Origin of the sequence: Sphingorhabdus sp. (genome assembly GCF_035329025.1) — a bacterium.
In the GTDB taxonomy this organism is placed as follows: Bacteria; Pseudomonadota; Alphaproteobacteria; order Sphingomonadales; family Sphingomonadaceae; genus Sphingorhabdus_B.
Window position 1 is genome coordinate 24,325 of sequence record NZ_DAOLHN010000005.1, and the last position, 16,339, is coordinate 40,663.

13 protein-coding genes and 1 tRNA gene are annotated in these 16,339 nt (G+C 59.6%); 5 read left to right on the forward strand and 9 right to left on the reverse strand.

The features are described from left to right. Genes PKC81_RS02120 through PKC81_RS02140 form a run of 5 tightly spaced genes read left to right on the forward strand, consistent with a single transcriptional unit; the run spans position 1 to position 6,777 of the window. A complete protein-coding gene (locus tag PKC81_RS02120; RefSeq protein WP_324332992.1) occupies positions 1 to 2,811 on the forward strand; it encodes a 2-oxoglutarate dehydrogenase E1 component in 2,811 nt (936 codons plus the stop codon). 23 nt (positions 2,812 to 2,834) lie between these two features. Then, on the forward strand, positions 2,835 to 4,061 hold the full coding sequence (gene odhB / locus PKC81_RS02125; RefSeq protein WP_324332993.1) for a 2-oxoglutarate dehydrogenase complex dihydrolipoyllysine-residue succinyltransferase: 1,227 nt from the start codon (positions 2,835 to 2,837) through the stop codon (positions 4,059 to 4,061). Between the two features lie 10 nt (positions 4,062 to 4,071). Beyond that, on the forward strand, positions 4,072 to 5,466 hold the full coding sequence (gene lpdA, locus PKC81_RS02130) for a dihydrolipoyl dehydrogenase (RefSeq protein WP_324332994.1): 1,395 nt from the start codon (positions 4,072 to 4,074) through the stop codon (positions 5,464 to 5,466). Further along, positions 5,466 to 6,092: a trimeric intracellular cation channel family protein gene (locus PKC81_RS02135; protein ID WP_324332995.1), complete on the forward strand. Its 627-nt coding sequence runs from the start codon at positions 5,466 to 5,468 to the stop codon at positions 6,090 to 6,092. Before lpdA ends, PKC81_RS02135 begins: the two co-directional genes overlap by 1 nt. 4 nt (positions 6,093 to 6,096) lie before the next feature. Continuing rightward, positions 6,097 to 6,777 carry a PepSY domain-containing protein gene (locus PKC81_RS02140; protein WP_324332996.1) on the forward strand — a complete coding sequence of 227 codons (681 nt, stop codon included), beginning with the start codon at positions 6,097 to 6,099 and terminating at the stop codon, positions 6,775 to 6,777. Positions 6,778 to 7,031: 254 nt separating this feature from the next. Here the strand turns inward: PKC81_RS02140 and PKC81_RS02145 are convergent, their stop codons facing one another. The 9 genes from PKC81_RS02145 to PKC81_RS02185 all read right to left on the reverse strand — a co-directional run bounded on the left by PKC81_RS02145 (position 7,032) and on the right by PKC81_RS02185 (position 16,227). Beyond that, a complete protein-coding gene (locus PKC81_RS02145) occupies positions 7,032 to 7,202 on the reverse strand; it encodes a hypothetical protein (protein WP_324332997.1) in 171 nt (56 codons plus the stop codon). Positions 7,203 to 7,313: 111 nt separating this feature from the next. Further along, complete coding sequence (locus PKC81_RS02150) at positions 7,314 to 8,516, reverse strand: pyridoxal phosphate-dependent aminotransferase (protein WP_324333052.1); 1,203 nt, start codon at positions 8,514 to 8,516, stop codon at positions 7,314 to 7,316. A gap of 70 nt (positions 8,517 to 8,586) precedes the next feature. Next, positions 8,587 to 10,353 (reverse strand): aminodeoxychorismate synthase component I, encoded by a 1,767-nt coding sequence (pabB, locus tag PKC81_RS02155; protein ID WP_324332998.1) that lies wholly within the window; start codon positions 10,351 to 10,353, stop codon positions 8,587 to 8,589. A gap of 114 nt (positions 10,354 to 10,467) precedes the next feature. Further along, positions 10,468 to 10,541: transfer RNA gene (locus tag PKC81_RS02160), tRNA-Gly, on the reverse strand. A gap of 46 nt (positions 10,542 to 10,587) precedes the next feature. Next, complete coding sequence (locus tag PKC81_RS02165) at positions 10,588 to 11,097, reverse strand: molybdenum cofactor guanylyltransferase (RefSeq protein WP_324332999.1); 510 nt, start codon at positions 11,095 to 11,097, stop codon at positions 10,588 to 10,590. Between the two features lie 10 nt (positions 11,098 to 11,107). After that, a complete protein-coding gene (gene fghA, locus PKC81_RS02170) occupies positions 11,108 to 11,950 on the reverse strand; it encodes an S-formylglutathione hydrolase (protein ID WP_324333000.1) in 843 nt (280 codons plus the stop codon). Between the two features lie 36 nt (positions 11,951 to 11,986). Further along, positions 11,987 to 14,671 (reverse strand): carboxypeptidase-like regulatory domain-containing protein, encoded by a 2,685-nt coding sequence (locus PKC81_RS02175; RefSeq protein WP_324333001.1) that lies wholly within the window; start codon positions 14,669 to 14,671, stop codon positions 11,987 to 11,989. A gap of 32 nt (positions 14,672 to 14,703) precedes the next feature. Beyond that, a complete protein-coding gene (locus tag PKC81_RS02180; RefSeq protein ID WP_324333002.1) occupies positions 14,704 to 15,534 on the reverse strand; it encodes a molecular chaperone in 831 nt (276 codons plus the stop codon). A 186-nt stretch (positions 15,535 to 15,720) separates the two neighbouring features. Beyond that, positions 15,721 to 16,227, reverse strand: coding sequence for a DUF4402 domain-containing protein (locus tag PKC81_RS02185; protein WP_324333003.1), 507 nt, complete (start codon positions 16,225 to 16,227; stop codon positions 15,721 to 15,723). Between the last annotated feature and the right edge of the window lie 112 nt (positions 16,228 to 16,339).

Sequence of the window (16,339 nt, forward strand, 5' to 3'; positions counted from 1 at the left end):
ATGGGTTTTGAGAATCACGAATTTGAAGCGGAGCGCGGCCCAAGCTGGCAGCGCCCCAACTGGCGCTTCGGCGAAACCGACGATCTGACCGGTGCGCTCGACCCCACGCAAATGGCGGTCGAGATCAAGGCGGCGGCAAAGGCAGCGGGCAAGCCGATCGCGCAGGGCGATGCTGTCGCCGCTGCTGGCGATTCGATCCGCGCGATGATGCTGGTGCGCACCTATCGTGTGCGCGGGCATCTGGCCGCCAATCTCGATCCGCTGGGCCTTTCGAAGCAGGACATCCCGGCGGACCTTGACCCTGCCTATCATGGTTTCACCGACGCGGACCTCGACCGCCAGGTCTATGTCGGCGGCACGCTGGGCTTTGAATGGGTCAGTGTCCGCGAACTCGTCGCCACGCTACGTGCAAATTATTGCGGACCCGTTGGCCTTGAATATATGCATATCGCCGATGTCGAGGAGCGCCGTTTCCTGCAGGAGCGGATGGAAGGCCGCGACGCCGCGATTTCCTTCACTCCGGAAGGCAAGAAGGCCATCCTCGCCAAGGTGATCGAGGCCGAGCAATATGAGAAATTCCTCGCCAAAAAATATGTCGGCACCAAGCGCTTCGGCCTTGATGGCGGAGAAGCGATGATCCCGGCGCTCGAAGCCATCATCAAATATGGCGGCCATCTGGGCGTGCGCGAAATCGTCTATGGCATGCCGCATCGCGGCCGCCTCAACGTGCTCGCCAATGTGATGGCCAAGCCCTATCGCATCATCTTCCACGAATTTTCGGGCGGCTCTGCCAACCCCGAAGATGTCGGCGGTTCGGGTGATGTGAAATATCACCTCGGCACCTCGACCGACCGTGAATTTGACGGCGTCAAAGTCCATATGTCGCTGGTTCCCAACCCGTCGCACCTTGAGGCGGTGAATCCGGTGGTGCTCGGCAAGGTCCGCGCCAACCAGACGATCCGCGACGATCTGGGCAAGCACGAACAGGTGCTGCCGGTGCTGCTCCACGGCGATGCCGCCTTTGCTGGACAAGGCATCGTCTGGGAATGCCTCGGCTTCTCCGGCATCCGTGGGTACAACACCGGTGGCTGTATCCACTTCATCGTCAACAATCAGGTCGGCTTTACCACCAGCCCGCAATTCGCGCGCTCTTCGCCCTATCCGAGCGATGTGGCCAAGGGTGTGCAGGCGCCGATCTTCCACGTCAATGGCGACGATCCGGAGGCGGTGACCTTTGCCTGCAAGATGGCAATCGAGTTCCGCCAGCGTTTCCACCGCGACATCGTGATCGACATGTGGTGCTATCGCCGCTTCGGCCACAATGAAGGCGACGAACCCGGTTTCACCCAGCCGCTGATGTACAAGGTGATCAAGGGCAAGCCGGGCGTGAGCGAAGTCTATGCCGCACGGCTGCAGGCCGAAGGCGTGATCGACGCCAATTGGGCTGCTGAGCACACAATGCGCTTCACCCAGATCCTCGAGCAGGAATTTGAAGCGGGCCAGACCTACAAGGCCAATGATGCTGACTGGTTCGGTGGACGTTGGGCGGGCTTCAACAAGCCTGCCGATCCGGAAACCTCGCGACGCAATGTGCCGACGGGTATCACCAAGAAACTGATGGACGGCCTTGGCCGCATCCTGACAAGTGTTCCGGAAGGCCACAGCATCCACCCGACATTGGGGCGCGTGCTGGAGGCCAAGAAGAACATGTTCGCCAGCGGTGAAAATTTCGACTGGGCGACCGGCGAGGCTCTCGCGTTCGGATCACTGCTATCCGAAGGTTTCGGCGTGCGTCTTTCTGGCCAGGATTCGGGTCGCGGCACGTTCAGCCAGCGCCACGCCGTCTGGGTCGATCAGACCAATGAAGCCAAATATATACCGCTATCGACCGTCCCGCATGGCCGGTTTGAAGTCTATGACAGCCCGCTCTCCGAATTCGGCGTGCTCGGCTATGAATATGGCTTTGCCGGAGCCGATCCCAAGACGCTGGTGATGTGGGAAGGCCAGTTCGGCGATTTCGTCAACGGCGCGCAGACGATCATCGACCAGTTCATTGCGAGCGGGGAATCCAAGTGGCTCCGCGCCAATGGCCTTGTCATGCTGTTGCCGCACGGCTTTGAAGGTCAGGGGCCGGAGCATAGTTCGGCACGTCTCGAACGCTTCCTGCAGCTGTGCGCCGAGGACAATATCCAGGTGGCCAACTGCACGACGCCTGCCAATTTCTTTCACTTGCTGCGGCGCCAGATGCACCGCACCTTCCGCAAGCCGCTTGTCGTCATGACGCCAAAATCGCTGCTACGGCACAAGCTGGCAGTTTCAAAAGCCGAGGATTTCCAAGGCGAAAGCCATTTCATGCGAATCCTTTCGGACCCATGGGCGCCGGCGGACAAGGATGTGAAGCGGCTCGTGCTCTGCTCGGGCAAGGTCGCCTATGACCTGATGGAGGCACGCAACGCGGCGGGTGACACGAACACCGCAATCGTCCGGCTTGAGCAGCTTTATCCCTTCCCCGGTGAGCCGCTGATTGTCCGCCTGAAGCGTATGGCGAATCTCGAAGAGGTCGTCTGGGCGCAGGAAGAACCGCAGAATAATGGCAGCTGGTTCTTTGTGGAACCGTTCATCGAAGCCTGTCTGGCCGAAGCCAAGGTTGGTCCGGCACGCGCGCGATATGCCGGACGCAAGGCGAGCGCTTCGCCTGCAACGGGGCTGATGAAGCGCCACCAGGCAGAGCAGGCGGCATTGATAGCCCATGCGCTGGGCCATGGCGTCCGCGACGAAATCCGCCGCCAGCGCACGTCTAAAAAGAAATAATCTCCGCCCAAGGAGCGAATGATATGAGCACCGAAGTCAAAGTCCCCACGCTGGGTGAATCGATCACCGAAGCCACGCTCGGCCAATGGCTGAAAAAGCCCGGCGAGGCTGTGGCTGCCGACGAACCCATTGCCAGCCTTGAAACAGACAAGGTTGCGGTCGAAGTTCCCGCGCCCGCCGCTGGTGTGATGGGCCAGTATCTGGTTCAGGAAGGTGATACGGTCAATGTTGGTGCTGTCATCGGCAGCATCGAAGCCGGTTCCGGCGCGCCCGCTGCCGCTTCGGCTCCTGCGGCTGCCCCTGCGGCAACGCCTGCACCGGCGGCAGCCATCGCCGAAGCGGCACCCGCCGCCTCGGCAGACCTGACGCTGTCTCCTGCCGTGCGCCGTCTCGTGCTCGAACTCGGTATTGATCCGACCAAGGTCAAAGGCAGCGGCAAGGATGGTCGCCTGACCAAGGAAGATGTGCTGGCAGCAGCCAAGGGTGGCGCACCTGCGGCCCCGGCTGTCGCGCCCGCTGCAGCGGCACCTGTCACCGCCACCGCTGGCGAACGCCGCGAAGAACGCGTCAAGATGACCCGCCTGCGCCAGACCATCGCCAAAAGGCTGAAGGATGCGCAGAACACGGCAGCCTTGCTCACCACCTTCAACGATGTCGACATGTCGGCGGTGATGGAAGCGCGCAACCGCTATAAGGACAGCTTTGAAAAGAAGCATGGCGTAAAGCTGGGCTTCATGAGCTTCTTCACCAAGGCAGCGTGCCTCGCGCTCAAGGATTTTCCGGCGGTCAACGCGCAGATCCAGGGCGATGAAATCATCTATCACGACTATGTCGACATGTCGGTTGCGGTCTCGGCACCCAATGGCCTGGTCGTTCCCGTCGTCCGCAATGTCGATCAGCTGGGCTTTGCCGATATCGAGAAGGCGATCGCCGATCTCGGCAAGCGCGCCAAAGACGGTGCATTGACCATGGAAGACATGGCCGGCGGCACCTTCACCATTTCGAATGGCGGGATTTTCGGCGGCCTGATGTCGACCCCGATCATCAATCCCCCGCAATCCGCCGTGCTCGGCCTGCACCGCATCGAAGATCGCCCGGTCGTGCGCGACGGCCAGATCGTCATCCGCCCGATGATGTATTTGGCACTCAGCTATGACCACCGCATCATCGACGGCCGCGAAGCGGTAACCGCGCTCAAGACGATCAAGGAAGCGATTGAAGACCCCACCCGCTTGCTGATCGACCTGTAAGGAACAGACCATGGCAGATTTTGACCTGATCGTTATCGGTGCCGGCCCCGGCGGCTATGTTGCGGCCATCCGTGCAGCGCAATTGGGGCTGAAGACGGCGTGCGTTGAAAGTCGCGAGACTTTGGGCGGCACCTGCCTCAATGTCGGCTGTATTCCGTCCAAGGCGATGTTGCATGCATCCGAGCTTTACAGCGAGGCCGCCAGCGGCGCGCTCGCCAAGCTCGGCGTCAAGATCGACAAGATGAGCCTCGACCTCGACACCATGCACGGCCAGCGCCGCGATGCGGTGAAGGGGCTGACCGGCGGGATCGAATTCCTGTTCAAGAAGAACAAGGTCGAATGGATCAAGGGCCATGCCGCCTTCACCTCGGCCAACGCCATCGAGGTTGCGGGCAAAAGCTATACCGCCGACAATTTCATCATCGCCACCGGTTCTTCGGTTACGCCGCTGCCCGGCGTTGAAGTCGATAATGCCAAGGGCATTGTCGTCGATTCAACCGGCGCACTCGAACTGCCCAAGGTGCCCGACCATCTGGTGGTCATCGGCGGCGGGGTGATCGGGCTCGAGCTAGGCTCGGTCTGGCGCCGCTTGGGTGCCAAGGTCACGGTGGTCGAATATCTCGACCAGATCCTGCCCGGCATGGACGGCGACGTCCGCAAGGAAGCCAACAAGATTTTCAAGAAGCAGGGTTTTGAATTCAAGCTTTCGACCAAGGTTACCGGTGCACAGGTGAAGGGCAAGAAAGCCACGCTGACCGTCGAACCTGCAGCGGGTGGCGCCAGCGAAACCATCGAGGCCGATTGCGTGCTTGTCTCCATCGGTCGTCGCCCCAATACCGATGGCCTCGCGCTCGACAAAGCCGGTCTTTCAGTCAACGCGCGCGGTCAAATCGAAATCGACCATGATTTCCGCACGGCGGTCCCCGGAATCTGGGCTATCGGCGATGTCGTCCCCGGGCCGATGCTCGCGCACAAGGCCGAGGATGAGGGCATTGCCTGCGCAGAAAATGTCGCTGGACTGACCGGCATCATAAATCATGACGTCATCCCCTCCGTGGTCTACACTTGGCCTGAAATAGCAGGCGTCGGCCTGACCGAAGAGGCCGCGAAAGCGAAAGGCGAGATCAAGGTCGGCAAATTCCCGATGATGGCGAACAGCCGCGCCAAGACCAACCATGAGCCCGACGGTTTCGTGAAGGTCATCTCCGATGCCGCGACCGATCGTGTCGTGGGCGTATGGTGCATTGCGAGCGTCGCGGGCACGATGATCGCTGAAGCGGCCTTGGCGATGGAATTCGGCGCGACGTCGGAAGACATCGCCTACACCTGCCATGCGCACCCGACCCATTCGGAAGCGCTGAAGGAAGCCGCGATGGCGGTGCAGGGCAAACCGATCCACATGTGATGGAAAATGGCGTCGCCGAGATCGCACCGGCGCTGATTGCAGCGCTTGACCTGTTCGGTATCGCTGTCTTTGCCGCTTCTGGTGCGCTCGCCGCTGCCCGGTTGAAACAGACGCTGGTCACCTTTGCCTTTTTCGCGCTGCTCACCGGAGTCGGCGGTGGCACGGTCCGCGATCTGCTGATCGGCGCGCCGGTATTCTGGGTGCAGGACTGGCGCTTTCCGGCAACCTGCCTGGCAACTGCATTACTCGTCTGGATAACCCCCGTCCGCATCTGGAGCCCGCGCGCGCTTGACTGGTTCGACGCGGTGGGGCTCGCGGTCTATTCGGTCTTCGGTGCCTGGAAGGCGGCCAGTCTTGGGATCGGACCGCTGCCTGCAATGATGATGGGCGTGATTACCGCCTGCGTCGGCGGCGTCATCCGCGATATGCTGGCGGGCGTTCCGTCAATCATATTGCGACCGGAGCTGTATGTGACCGCATCGGCATTGGCGGCAGGTCTTTATGTTCTGCTCTTCTGGTTCGGTATGCCGATAATATTGGCCGCCGCCATAAGTGCGGCCGCAGGCTTCGCATTACGTGCGGCGGCCATCCACAAGGGATTGGCCATTCCGGCCTATAAAGGATGAGCGCATGAAATATGCCACGCTGCACAAATGGCATATCTGGCTTGGCTGGCTGGTCGGCGTGCCGCTGATTCTTTGGACTGCGTCCGGGCTGTTCATGGTTGCGCGTCCGATCGAGGAAGTGCGCGGCGAACATCTGCGCGCCAAGCCAGCACCGATAGCTGCAATCGCAGCGACAGCTCCATTCCTCGGCGGACGTACTGTCGAGAAACTCACGCTCGAACAGCGCGCAGACGGTCCGGTCTGGATCATTCGCTATACCGATGGCGGCGAACGGCGGGCAGATCCAACAACGGGTAAGTTGCTGCCCAAGCCCGGTGCACGCGAGGTGCGGGCGCTCGCCGAAAGCTATTATCGCGGGAAGTCAGCGGTCGCATCTGTCCAGCTCTTTCCTGCCGACAGGGAGCCGATGGAGCTGCGCCGCGGGCGTCCGGCATGGCAGGTGGCGCTAAAGGACGGAACCAACCTCTACGTTGACGCCGAAAGCGGCAGCCTGCTCGCGGTGCGTACCCCACAGTGGCGTACTTTCGATTTCATGTGGGGGTTGCACATCATGGACCTGCAAACACGTGAGGATAGCAGCCATCCGATTCTTATCGGCTTTGCGGGGCTGTCACTGATCAGTCTGTTGATGGCATTCTGGCTTTTGATTGTACGCCAGCGTCGAAAATCGGCGGCATCCAGATAAAGAAACGCCCGCGCCGGAAATGCCGGTCGCGGGCGAAGCAGCAGCAGGTTTCGGGTCGCAGAAAGCCTACTGCTTGGGGAAATTTGAGGCGGAACCAATTGCCCTAACCCCCAACGACTCGAATTTTACAACGACTCAACTTATCCACAAAGCGAATCCGGCGCGCGCATTGACGCGACAGGCCATCACGCGGGAATCAAAAGGGATTATCTTCGGGATTATGCTTAACCCCGACGCGTGCAAAGGATTGTAATTTAACGAATCGATTGCGAAGTCGGCGACTCGACCACAACAGCCTTGCTTTCATAGCTCTTAGTCTCGGCACTTGCCGGACGAACCAGTGCAATACCTGCTAGGCCCAGCGCGAAACCACCGGCAAGGCTCAGGAACAGGTCAGAACGGAAAAAGGCGATCATACGGGTCATCGAAGGGCTTCAAGTCTGGAGTCGAAATTTCGATGCCGCCGCTAGAGCAGCATCGACGCTTTCTCAACCATGACGCTGGTTAAGCCCGACTTAACAACTGGCTATTTGCGGTCAAACGAGTGCTGCGCACGCCGACTGGATTCGGGTGCACGCTTCCTTGAGCGCTTCGTTCGATGTCGCATAGCTGATGCGGAAACCCGGCGAGAGGCCGAAAGCCGCGCCGTGTACCGCAGCGACATTCCAGTCTTCGAGGAAATAGTCGATCAGGTCGGCGTCGGTTTCGATTTTCTTGCCCTTTGGCGTTGTCTTGCCCATCACGCCGCTCGCATCCGGATAGACATAGAAAGCACCTTCGGGCGTCGGGCAGCTCAGGCCAGGTGCATCGTTGAGCATCGCCACCACCAGATCGCGCCGCTCCCTGAACTTGGCGTTGCGTTCCTTGAGGAAGTCTTGCGGGCCGTTGAGCGCGGCAGCCACAGCATATTGGCTGATCGAGCAAGGGTTGCTGGTCGATTGCGACTGCAGATCGCCCATCGCCTTGATCAGCCATTCGGGGCCGCCGGCATAGCCGATGCGCCAACCGGTCATGGCATAGGCCTTGGACGCGCCATTCATGGTCAACGTGCGGTCGTACAGATCGGGGCAAACCTGGAGCATCGTCGCGAAAGGCTGCTGTGCGTACCAGATATGCTCATACATATCGTCGGTCAGCAACAGGACATGCGGGTGCTTGAGCAACACTTCGCCCAGTGCCTGCAGTTCGAGCGCAGTATAGGCAGCGCCTGTTGGGTTCGAAGGCGAATTGAGGATCAACCAGCGGGTCTTGGGGGTGATCGCGGCATCCAGCTGTTCGGGCGTAATCTTGTATCCCTGATCCGCGCCTGCCAGCAGCACGACCGGCGTTCCCCCTGCAAACTGGACGATATCGGGATAGCTGACCCAATAGGGCGCGGGGATGATCACCTCATCACCCTTGTCGACGGTCGCCACCAGCGCGTTGAAAAGGGTGTGCTTGCCGCCCGCATTCACCGTGATCTGCTTAGTGGTGTAGTCAATGCCATTGTCGCGCTTGAACTTTGCCTGGATCGCCAGCTTGAGTTCAGGGATGCCATCGACGGCAGTATATTTGGTCTTGCCCGAACGGATCGCTTCGATTGCCGCATCCTTGACGAAGTCGGGTGTATCGAAATCAGGCTCCCCAGCGGAAAGGCCGATCACGTCCAAGCCGCGCGCTTTCATTTCCAGCACGCGGCCCGACATGGCGAGCGTGGGGGAGGGCGCGATGCGGCCGAGGGCGGCGGAGAGCCTGTCGATCATTTCTTATTCCCGAAGCTAGTTTGGACGAAGCAAGATTGCGCGCCTGCCCCTAGAGCGAGCGCGGAAATTACGCAACCCTTGTGGCCGGAATCAAGCCGCGCAAACTGTTGCCGAGGAGGAACCCATTTGCAAGGTCGGCAACGGTCAACTCGGCTTCAAATGCCTTTCCGCTTTCGATGAGATCGCGGCGCAAAACCGAGGGCAAAAGACCGCGTTGAAGGGGCGGCGTGAGCAAACGCCCGTCGCGTTCCACAAACAGGCAGGTGAAACTGCCTTCGGTCAAATAGCCTTGCTTGTCGTGGAAGAGAATTTCGGATGTGCCCGCCGCTTTGCGCGCATCATCGTAAAAGGCCCGATCGGTCGTCTTGTGCCGTAAACGAAAATCCTGATTGTCGACAGGCAGCGGAACAACGGAAACCTGCCAGCCAGCCAGCGGCGCAGGTGCATCTCCAATCTCGATTGCCAATGCGCCGCTGGGCGAGGCAAGCAGTCGTATCCTGGCGTCATGATCGAGATGGAATGTCGCCGCATGCAGCCGGTTACGCGCCTCATGCCGGTCAAACTCGAAATCGAGTGCTTGTGCACTTGCCTTCATCCGCTCCAGATGCAGCTCCAGCCGCAATATCCCGGCGGCCGGTTCGAACCGCATGGTTTCGATCAGATCAAAATCGCGTCGCTGCACCCGCGCAAATTCCCCCTTGGCCAGACATTCTGCCCATTCGGTTGCAACTTCGGAATCCGCAACCACCCCCGAACCAAGTCCCAAGCTTGCCTGCTTGTCGGCTTCGTTCAAGTGAAATGTGCGGATGGCAACGTTGAACGCGGCATCGCCATTGGGATCGATACGCCCGATTGAGCCGCAATAGATCCCGCGCGGGCTGGTCTCTACCTCGTCGATAATCTCCATCGCGCGGATCTTCGGTGCACCGGTAATCGAACCACAAGGATAAATTGCGCGAAGCAATTCGAACGCATCCTTGCCATTGTCCAACTCCGCCGTAACCGTTGAGGTCATCTGGTGAACCGTGGGGTAGCTTTCCACCGCAAAAAGGTGCGGTACTTCCACCGAAGCGGCCTTGGCGATACGCGACAGATCATTGCGCAGCAGATCGACGATCATCAAATTCTCGGCACGCTGCTTGGGATCGGTGCGCAATTCGTCTGCCAAAGCCTTGTCAGTAATCGGATCTGCTCCGCGTATGGCGGTTCCCTTCATCGGCTTTGCCGTAACCCGGCCGTCACGCAGCGCGAAGAACAACTCTGGTGAGAAGGAGAGAAACCAGTCCTGCCCAGTCCAGATCACGCCACCATAGCCGGCCGCCGCTCGTGGTCGAATTGCCGCATAGAGCGCGAGCGGATTGCCCGCATAACGCGCGCTTGCCCTGAAAGTCAGGTTTGCCTGGTAGATATCCCCTGCCGCTATATAGTCTTCGACCGTATCAAACGCGGCGCCATAGGCGGCGCGACTGATCGAGGGCCGCATCGCACCCAACCAGCTGCCATCGGGTTCGGGCAACAGGCTTGGAACTGTGTCCGCCTCGATTTCTTCACAGCCGTCGAAAATGCCGAACCAGCAGAGTGATGTTGGCATTTGCCGCCCTGCAAGCTTCCCCGACAGTTTCGGTTCAAGTACAAATCCAGCTTCGTAGGACAGAAATCCTGCGACGTGCCTCTCTGCCTGTTGAGCCTGCTTTAGCTCTTCAAAAGCACGTTCCAGTTCAACTGCATCGGTTGCGACAATCGTTCTTTGTGGCCTCGTGTACAACCGGGCAGGCGACGCATTGCAACGCCGTGCATCATCAAGCAGGACAAAGGGCACGGTCGCGTCAATCATGGTGGACGCTATAACGGCTTTAACGATTTGGAAAAGGCTGGAGCGGGTGAGGGGGAGTCGCAGACGAACGCGCATCGCGCGGATAATCGAACCCGGCGCGTTCGAAGAAAGGGCTGGAGCGGGTGAGGGGAATCGAACCCCCGTCGTCAGCTTGGGAAGCTGCTGCTCTACCATTGAGCTACACCCGCGATTCGTTCGCCTAGATAAGCATGGAAAGCGGTGCGCGCCAGTCTGCTATGACAGGTCTTCCGGTCGATTGATGTTCCGCAAAGGGGTGTCAAGTTCCACCCGTCGCGCGCCGATCTGGGCCGCGAACCCATAGACTGAGCGGTTTGCGGAATCCGAAAGCCAGTCGAGCAGCTCGTCACGCACCGATACCGGCCATAGACCGACAATCGGCAAATCAGCTACTATCGCAGGACCGGGTCCCAGCCACTTTTCCAGATCGTCGGGCAGCCCAATAACGTCACAGCTTGAACTCAACACTGCATCAAAATCATGACGCCATGCATGATCCAGGGCGCCTGCAAGGCCGCCAAGCGGGCCAATCCCCACCTCCGGCAAATCGGCGACCTTGGGAAGCCCTGGCCATTCGCGCCCCGCAACAACCAGTCCGGCGACCTGCGGTCGCAAGGCATCGGCAACATGGTCAAGCAGCGCCTGTCGTTCGAAAAGCGCTTCGGCCTTGTCCGATCCAAAGCGGCGCGATTGCCCGCCTGCGAGGATAGCCCCCAAAACTCTCAAAAGCGCAGCCTCATTTCAGCCGCTCAGCGTGCCAGGCGAGATGATCGGCCATGAAAGTGGAGATGAAGTAATAGCTATGGTCATAACCGGGTTGCATCCGGATCGTCGCTTTCTGACCGGCCTTGGCGCATGATTCTTCAAGGAGGTGTGTTTTCAACTGCTCGGCGAGGAAATTGTCGGCTTCGCCCTGATCGACCAGCAGGTCCGGAAAACGTGCGCCGCCGTCTATCAGCGCACAGGCATCATATTCCGACCATGCTGCGCGATCCTGTCCTAGATAGCCAGCCAGCGCCTTATGCCCCCACGGCACCTGCGACGGCGCAACGATCGGCGCGAAGGCGGAGGTTGAACGAAAACGCCCCGGATTGCGCAAGGAAATCGTCAGTGCGCCATGCCCGCCCATCGAATGTCCCATGATACCCTGAGCAGCCATGTTGACCGGAAAGTTGTTCGCGATGAGTTCGGGTAATTCGCTCTCGATATAGCTGCGCATCCGGTAATGTTGGGCGAAAGGTGCCTCGGTTGCATCGACATAGAAGCCGGCCCCCAAGCCGAAATCATAAGCGCCTTCGGCATCGTCAGCCACACCCTCGCCGCGCGGCGAGGTGTCGGGCGCGACAAAGATCAGGCCGAGTTCAGCACAGGCACGGCGATACTCGCCCTTCTCCGTCACATTGGCATGGGTGCAGGTGAGGCCTGACAGATACCAGATCGCAGGCAGTTTCAAGCCAGGGTCGTGGTCGGGCACATAGACCGAAAAAGTCATGCGAGTTCCGGTTTCGGCAGAGGCATGGGCATAAACACCCTGCGTTCCGCCGAAACTGCGATTGGTTGATAGCGTTTCGATTGTCATGTCGCTGCCAAAGCCTGTTGCGGCTGTCCGGTCAAGTTAGTTGCTTGCTGCGATCCGCTGCGAAGGCTTGAGCAGGATTTGCCCCAGATCGACCGTCGGGCTCTTGCGATCGAGCGCAGCCGCAACGCTGATCTCGGGCTGAACGCCAACAATGCCCGCAGCGACCGCGCCCACCCGCAGGCGATACTGCCCATAAGGCACGCTTTCAAAAAGGAAGAAGCCGTCATATTCGACGCGCGTGGTTTTCACGACACGGCCTGCCTTGTCGAGCAGTTCCAGATCGACCCCGTTCAGCGCCTTGCCGCCCTCCTTGAGCAGATAGCCGCTAATCTCACCCGCCGAGACGAGCGGAAGTTCGACAATGATCGGCACACCCGGACGCGGGGTGACCACCATGCCGCTATTGGCCGGCTGCACATAGGGATCGGGCAGGCTGCCCGCATCGATCCCGATCAGGATCGGCTTGTACGGCTCCAGCCCACCAATGATCGTTTGGCCTCTGTCATCGGTAGCTTTTCCGCGGCCATTCAAGCCAGCTGTAATTTCTACCGCTTTTTCAACGGGTTCGTTCGATTGGCGTGCGCCATCCGCGTTCAGATCCTGATAGACCAGCACCGCTGCCTGACCGCTTGACGCCAGTTTCTCCGACGAGATGTGGAAGCCCTTGCCATGCGGGTTCGGCCCCATGCTAAAGGCAACACTTAGCTGTGCGGCAACCGCACCATCGGTTGCGCCCATGACCTGGCCGGTCAACGCAAACTTGTCGAAATGCCGCGTATAGCCAAAAGTCGCCCGTCCGCGCTTGTTGAGCGCGTCATAGCCCAGCTCGGCCCGCCAATTTGCCTTGTCGTCCGCGCGCCATTCGCCGGTGATCCGCGACTCCTTGAAACCGCTGTCGCCCATCAAGCCAAAGCGCGCCTCGCCGCGCAGGCGCAACCCGCCGACACGACCGCTGAGACGCAGCAATGCATCGAGTTTCTGCGGCGGGTCTGTACCAAAGGCGAATTTCATCTGTTCCCAGATGAGATCGGTGGACGCATTTATGTTATTGATATTAAACGATATTCTTGCCTTGGCCTCAAGCGAACTATTGCCGCTCAGCCATTCGCGATAAGTCGCGCTGACGCCATAAGGTATCGATTTGTTGCCGATTTTCAGGCTGTGGTCGACCGACAGCATATGTTCGGCGCGCAATCCGGGCAGATATTGCTCGCTGCGGAAACCGCCAAACAGCCAGAGCGATTGGGCGCCGACCATCGCCTGGCCGAATTGCCCCAGCATTTGCCCGCGAATGGCATAACCTCCATCAATATTGGCCGCACCCGCCACTTCGATCAGGGTGGGGCCGACCGCACGCCGGATCATCGCCTCGGCATAGCTGTCGCGACGCCCTTCATAGATCGAGCTGATTGCCGAGGCGCCGATCGAGGTCTTCGCATCTAGCCCGCGCTCGACACCAAAGCCGGCGCGCAGGCCATTATAGGGTCGGTCGTCGCTGTCACCGAAGTTGAACAGGTCACGCCCGGCGTCCTGGACCCCTGCCCAATAATAAGTTTCACGTGGCGGGATCGAATTGGCCCCGACCGGGATCATCCGGACGTCGCGCTTGATCTGCCCCTGCGGGCCATAGAGCACGACTTCCATCCGGTTTTGCCCATAGAGCAAAGGCACATCGAGAAATTCGTAGCGCCCGTCGCCGCGGCTCTGGAAATAGCCGATCAGCTGATCATTGCGGTACAGTTCGGCATCCCAGCCATCGGGCAATTCGCCACGGAAGCTGGTGCGATCAAAATTGTCGGGACGCGAGAGCGGCCGGTTGGTCACGAACAGGCCCCGGCCGGGTGTCGACTGGCTACCGACGAAAGAAGCGGGCAGATTTACGTCACCCACACCGAAATGCGTCGCCTTGAACGGACCAAGCAGATCACCTTCCGCGCTGGTGCGATAGGCGCGCACACGGAAACTTTCGGGAACGCCCTTTTCATTCGAGGAAAGTCGCGCATCGAAGGATGCGCCAGCAACCTCGCCGCTGGCGAAAATATCATAGCGCGCGTTGAACTTGCCCGAACCCTGCGCTTCCTTGGTGAAACCGGTTGACGCCACGACGTCGACCGAGGGCGTGCGCCAGAAGCGATAGGCATCCTTGGCCTGCGGCAGGGTGCGTAGGTCAAATGTCGCGGCAGGGCGAACCTTGGCTGCGCGCTCCTTGCGTTCTTCGGCCATTTCGAAGGGCAATTTGCGATCCGCCTTGACCACCAGCAACGCATCGGAGAGATCGGGTGTCAGCGTTACTTCGAGCCAGCGGCTGAGCGCCTTGCTGTCAACACACCAGCCTTCGGGGGTGTCATAAATGTCCGACGCTGTAAGCGCCGAACTTTTGTTCATGATTTGTACTCTATTGGCTTCGCGGTCGAGGGTGAAGGTACGGCTTTCTTCAAACAACCAGCCAGTCGCGCGGCGCGACTTTTTGTCGAGCCGGACTGGAAGGTCGAATGCAATGATCAGATCGGCAAAATCGATGCAGGTGCCGGCGTCGGTCTGATAGCCACGCACGCCATCGCCGACGCGATAGCGACCGACGCGCACGTCAAGCAGCAGCTGGTCATCGTCATTGGCTTTCCATCCTGCCGCAAACGCAGGAACCACCGGGGCCAATAAGGCTCCGGTGGCTAGGGCCAGGGCTATAAAGCCCCGGCATAGTCTGGAAAGAAACGACGTCATGGCCGTTGCCGTTCTGGCTCAGCTCCGTTCGTTCAACGCACGACCGTCCGCAGTTCGGCGATCATCCCGCCGCCATTTTCCGGCGTGTCATGATAGGCGATGATCACCTCACTGCCGCGAATGGCCGCAGCCTCTTCGTCGCTGAGCGGTAGATCGACCTTGCGCTTGCCGATTTCGGGATAGATGGCGATACCCTTTTGCACGATGATCGGTTTCGCCTGACCAGGCTTCATCACGCGGAATTCGCCATAGACCGATCGGGTTCCTTTGCGGGTCGCATCAAGCTCAAGCACCGGACCATCCTCGTCGCGGCCCAAACGGGCGTTGGCGAGCGCGGCGGTAGCCGAGAGATTGCCTTTGCGGACAATGATGGGGATGGTGATGCCATAGAGCGGGATCAGCTGGATCTTGAGATCGCTCGCCCCTGCCTCATCGGTTACCGCCTGAGTCTTCGGAATCGCACGGAAGAGCATATGCACGCGATATTCACCATCGGGCAGGGTATCGGCGGGATTGAGGCCAATGCGGATCGACTGTGGCTGGTTGGGCGGCAGAGTCACGCGGCGCGGCGCATAGCGGACCAGCGCCAGTGCGGCCTTTTCGGCTTCGTTGGTTCCAGCCGGATCGATGTCCTCCAGACGGCCGTCTTCCCCCATCCGTTTGATCTCGAGTGAGATGCGATAGGTGGTTTCTTCGGCGCCGACATTGTTGAGGATCACTTGTGTGCCGCGCTTGCCATCGAGAATGACGCGTGTCGGCGCGACGAGCAAATCGCCAGCAGCCTGTGCGGGCGCACCCGACAAGGCCGCGATCGCAACCAGCCCGCTCAATGTAGCCACAGCCATATTCCGAAGAAACTTCATATATTTAACCTGTCTCATCTGGTCCAATGCGGATGGGAAACACGGGTTTCCCTCCATTTCGGACTAACAGGACATGGTTACCAAGCCGCTAACGATGCGGCGGGAACCAAGGAAAAACCCCGGCAAGCACTGGGCCTGCCGGGGTTTTTGAGGTCTGGTTGCAGCGCTATGGCTGCATTTCAGTTCTTATTGATATTCAGCGGTCACGTCGAACGTGCCGGTGTAGGTGCCTGCCATCTGGCTGGCCCCAAGTGAAATGGTACCACCAACGTAAACCGTTTCGGGTGTCGTTGAGCTGTAGGTAATGCTGCTGGTCGACAGCGCCAGGCCCGACAGCGGGATCGGGGTCGAACCCGACGGACCGACGAGTGCAGCGGGATTGCCAACAGTGAGATCAATAACTTCACCGTCAGTTGCCTGCGTTACCTGAAAGCTCGCGGGAGCACCGCCACTAATTGCGATAACACCCGAGGCCGTCGGAGTGGCGCCTGAAGCTGCAGCGATCGTTACGGTGCCACCAGCAGCGGAAGCAGCAACAACACCAAAATTAAGGTCAGTTACAGCCGAAAGCTCCACAGCAGCGAGAACCTGAACGGTGGCATCGGCCTGTTCAGTGGCAGCATAAGCGGCATTCGATACCATGCCGGTAGCGACGATTGCGCCAGCAAGCGCAAGCTTCATCTTGTTGATCATTTATCTGGTCCCTTTTGCGACAAACTAAAAAATTCGGAATGCCCCACTGCATTCACGGTCGCTTATGGACATCGAATCATAAGATGATGCTTCTGCGCATGGTTAACGCGCT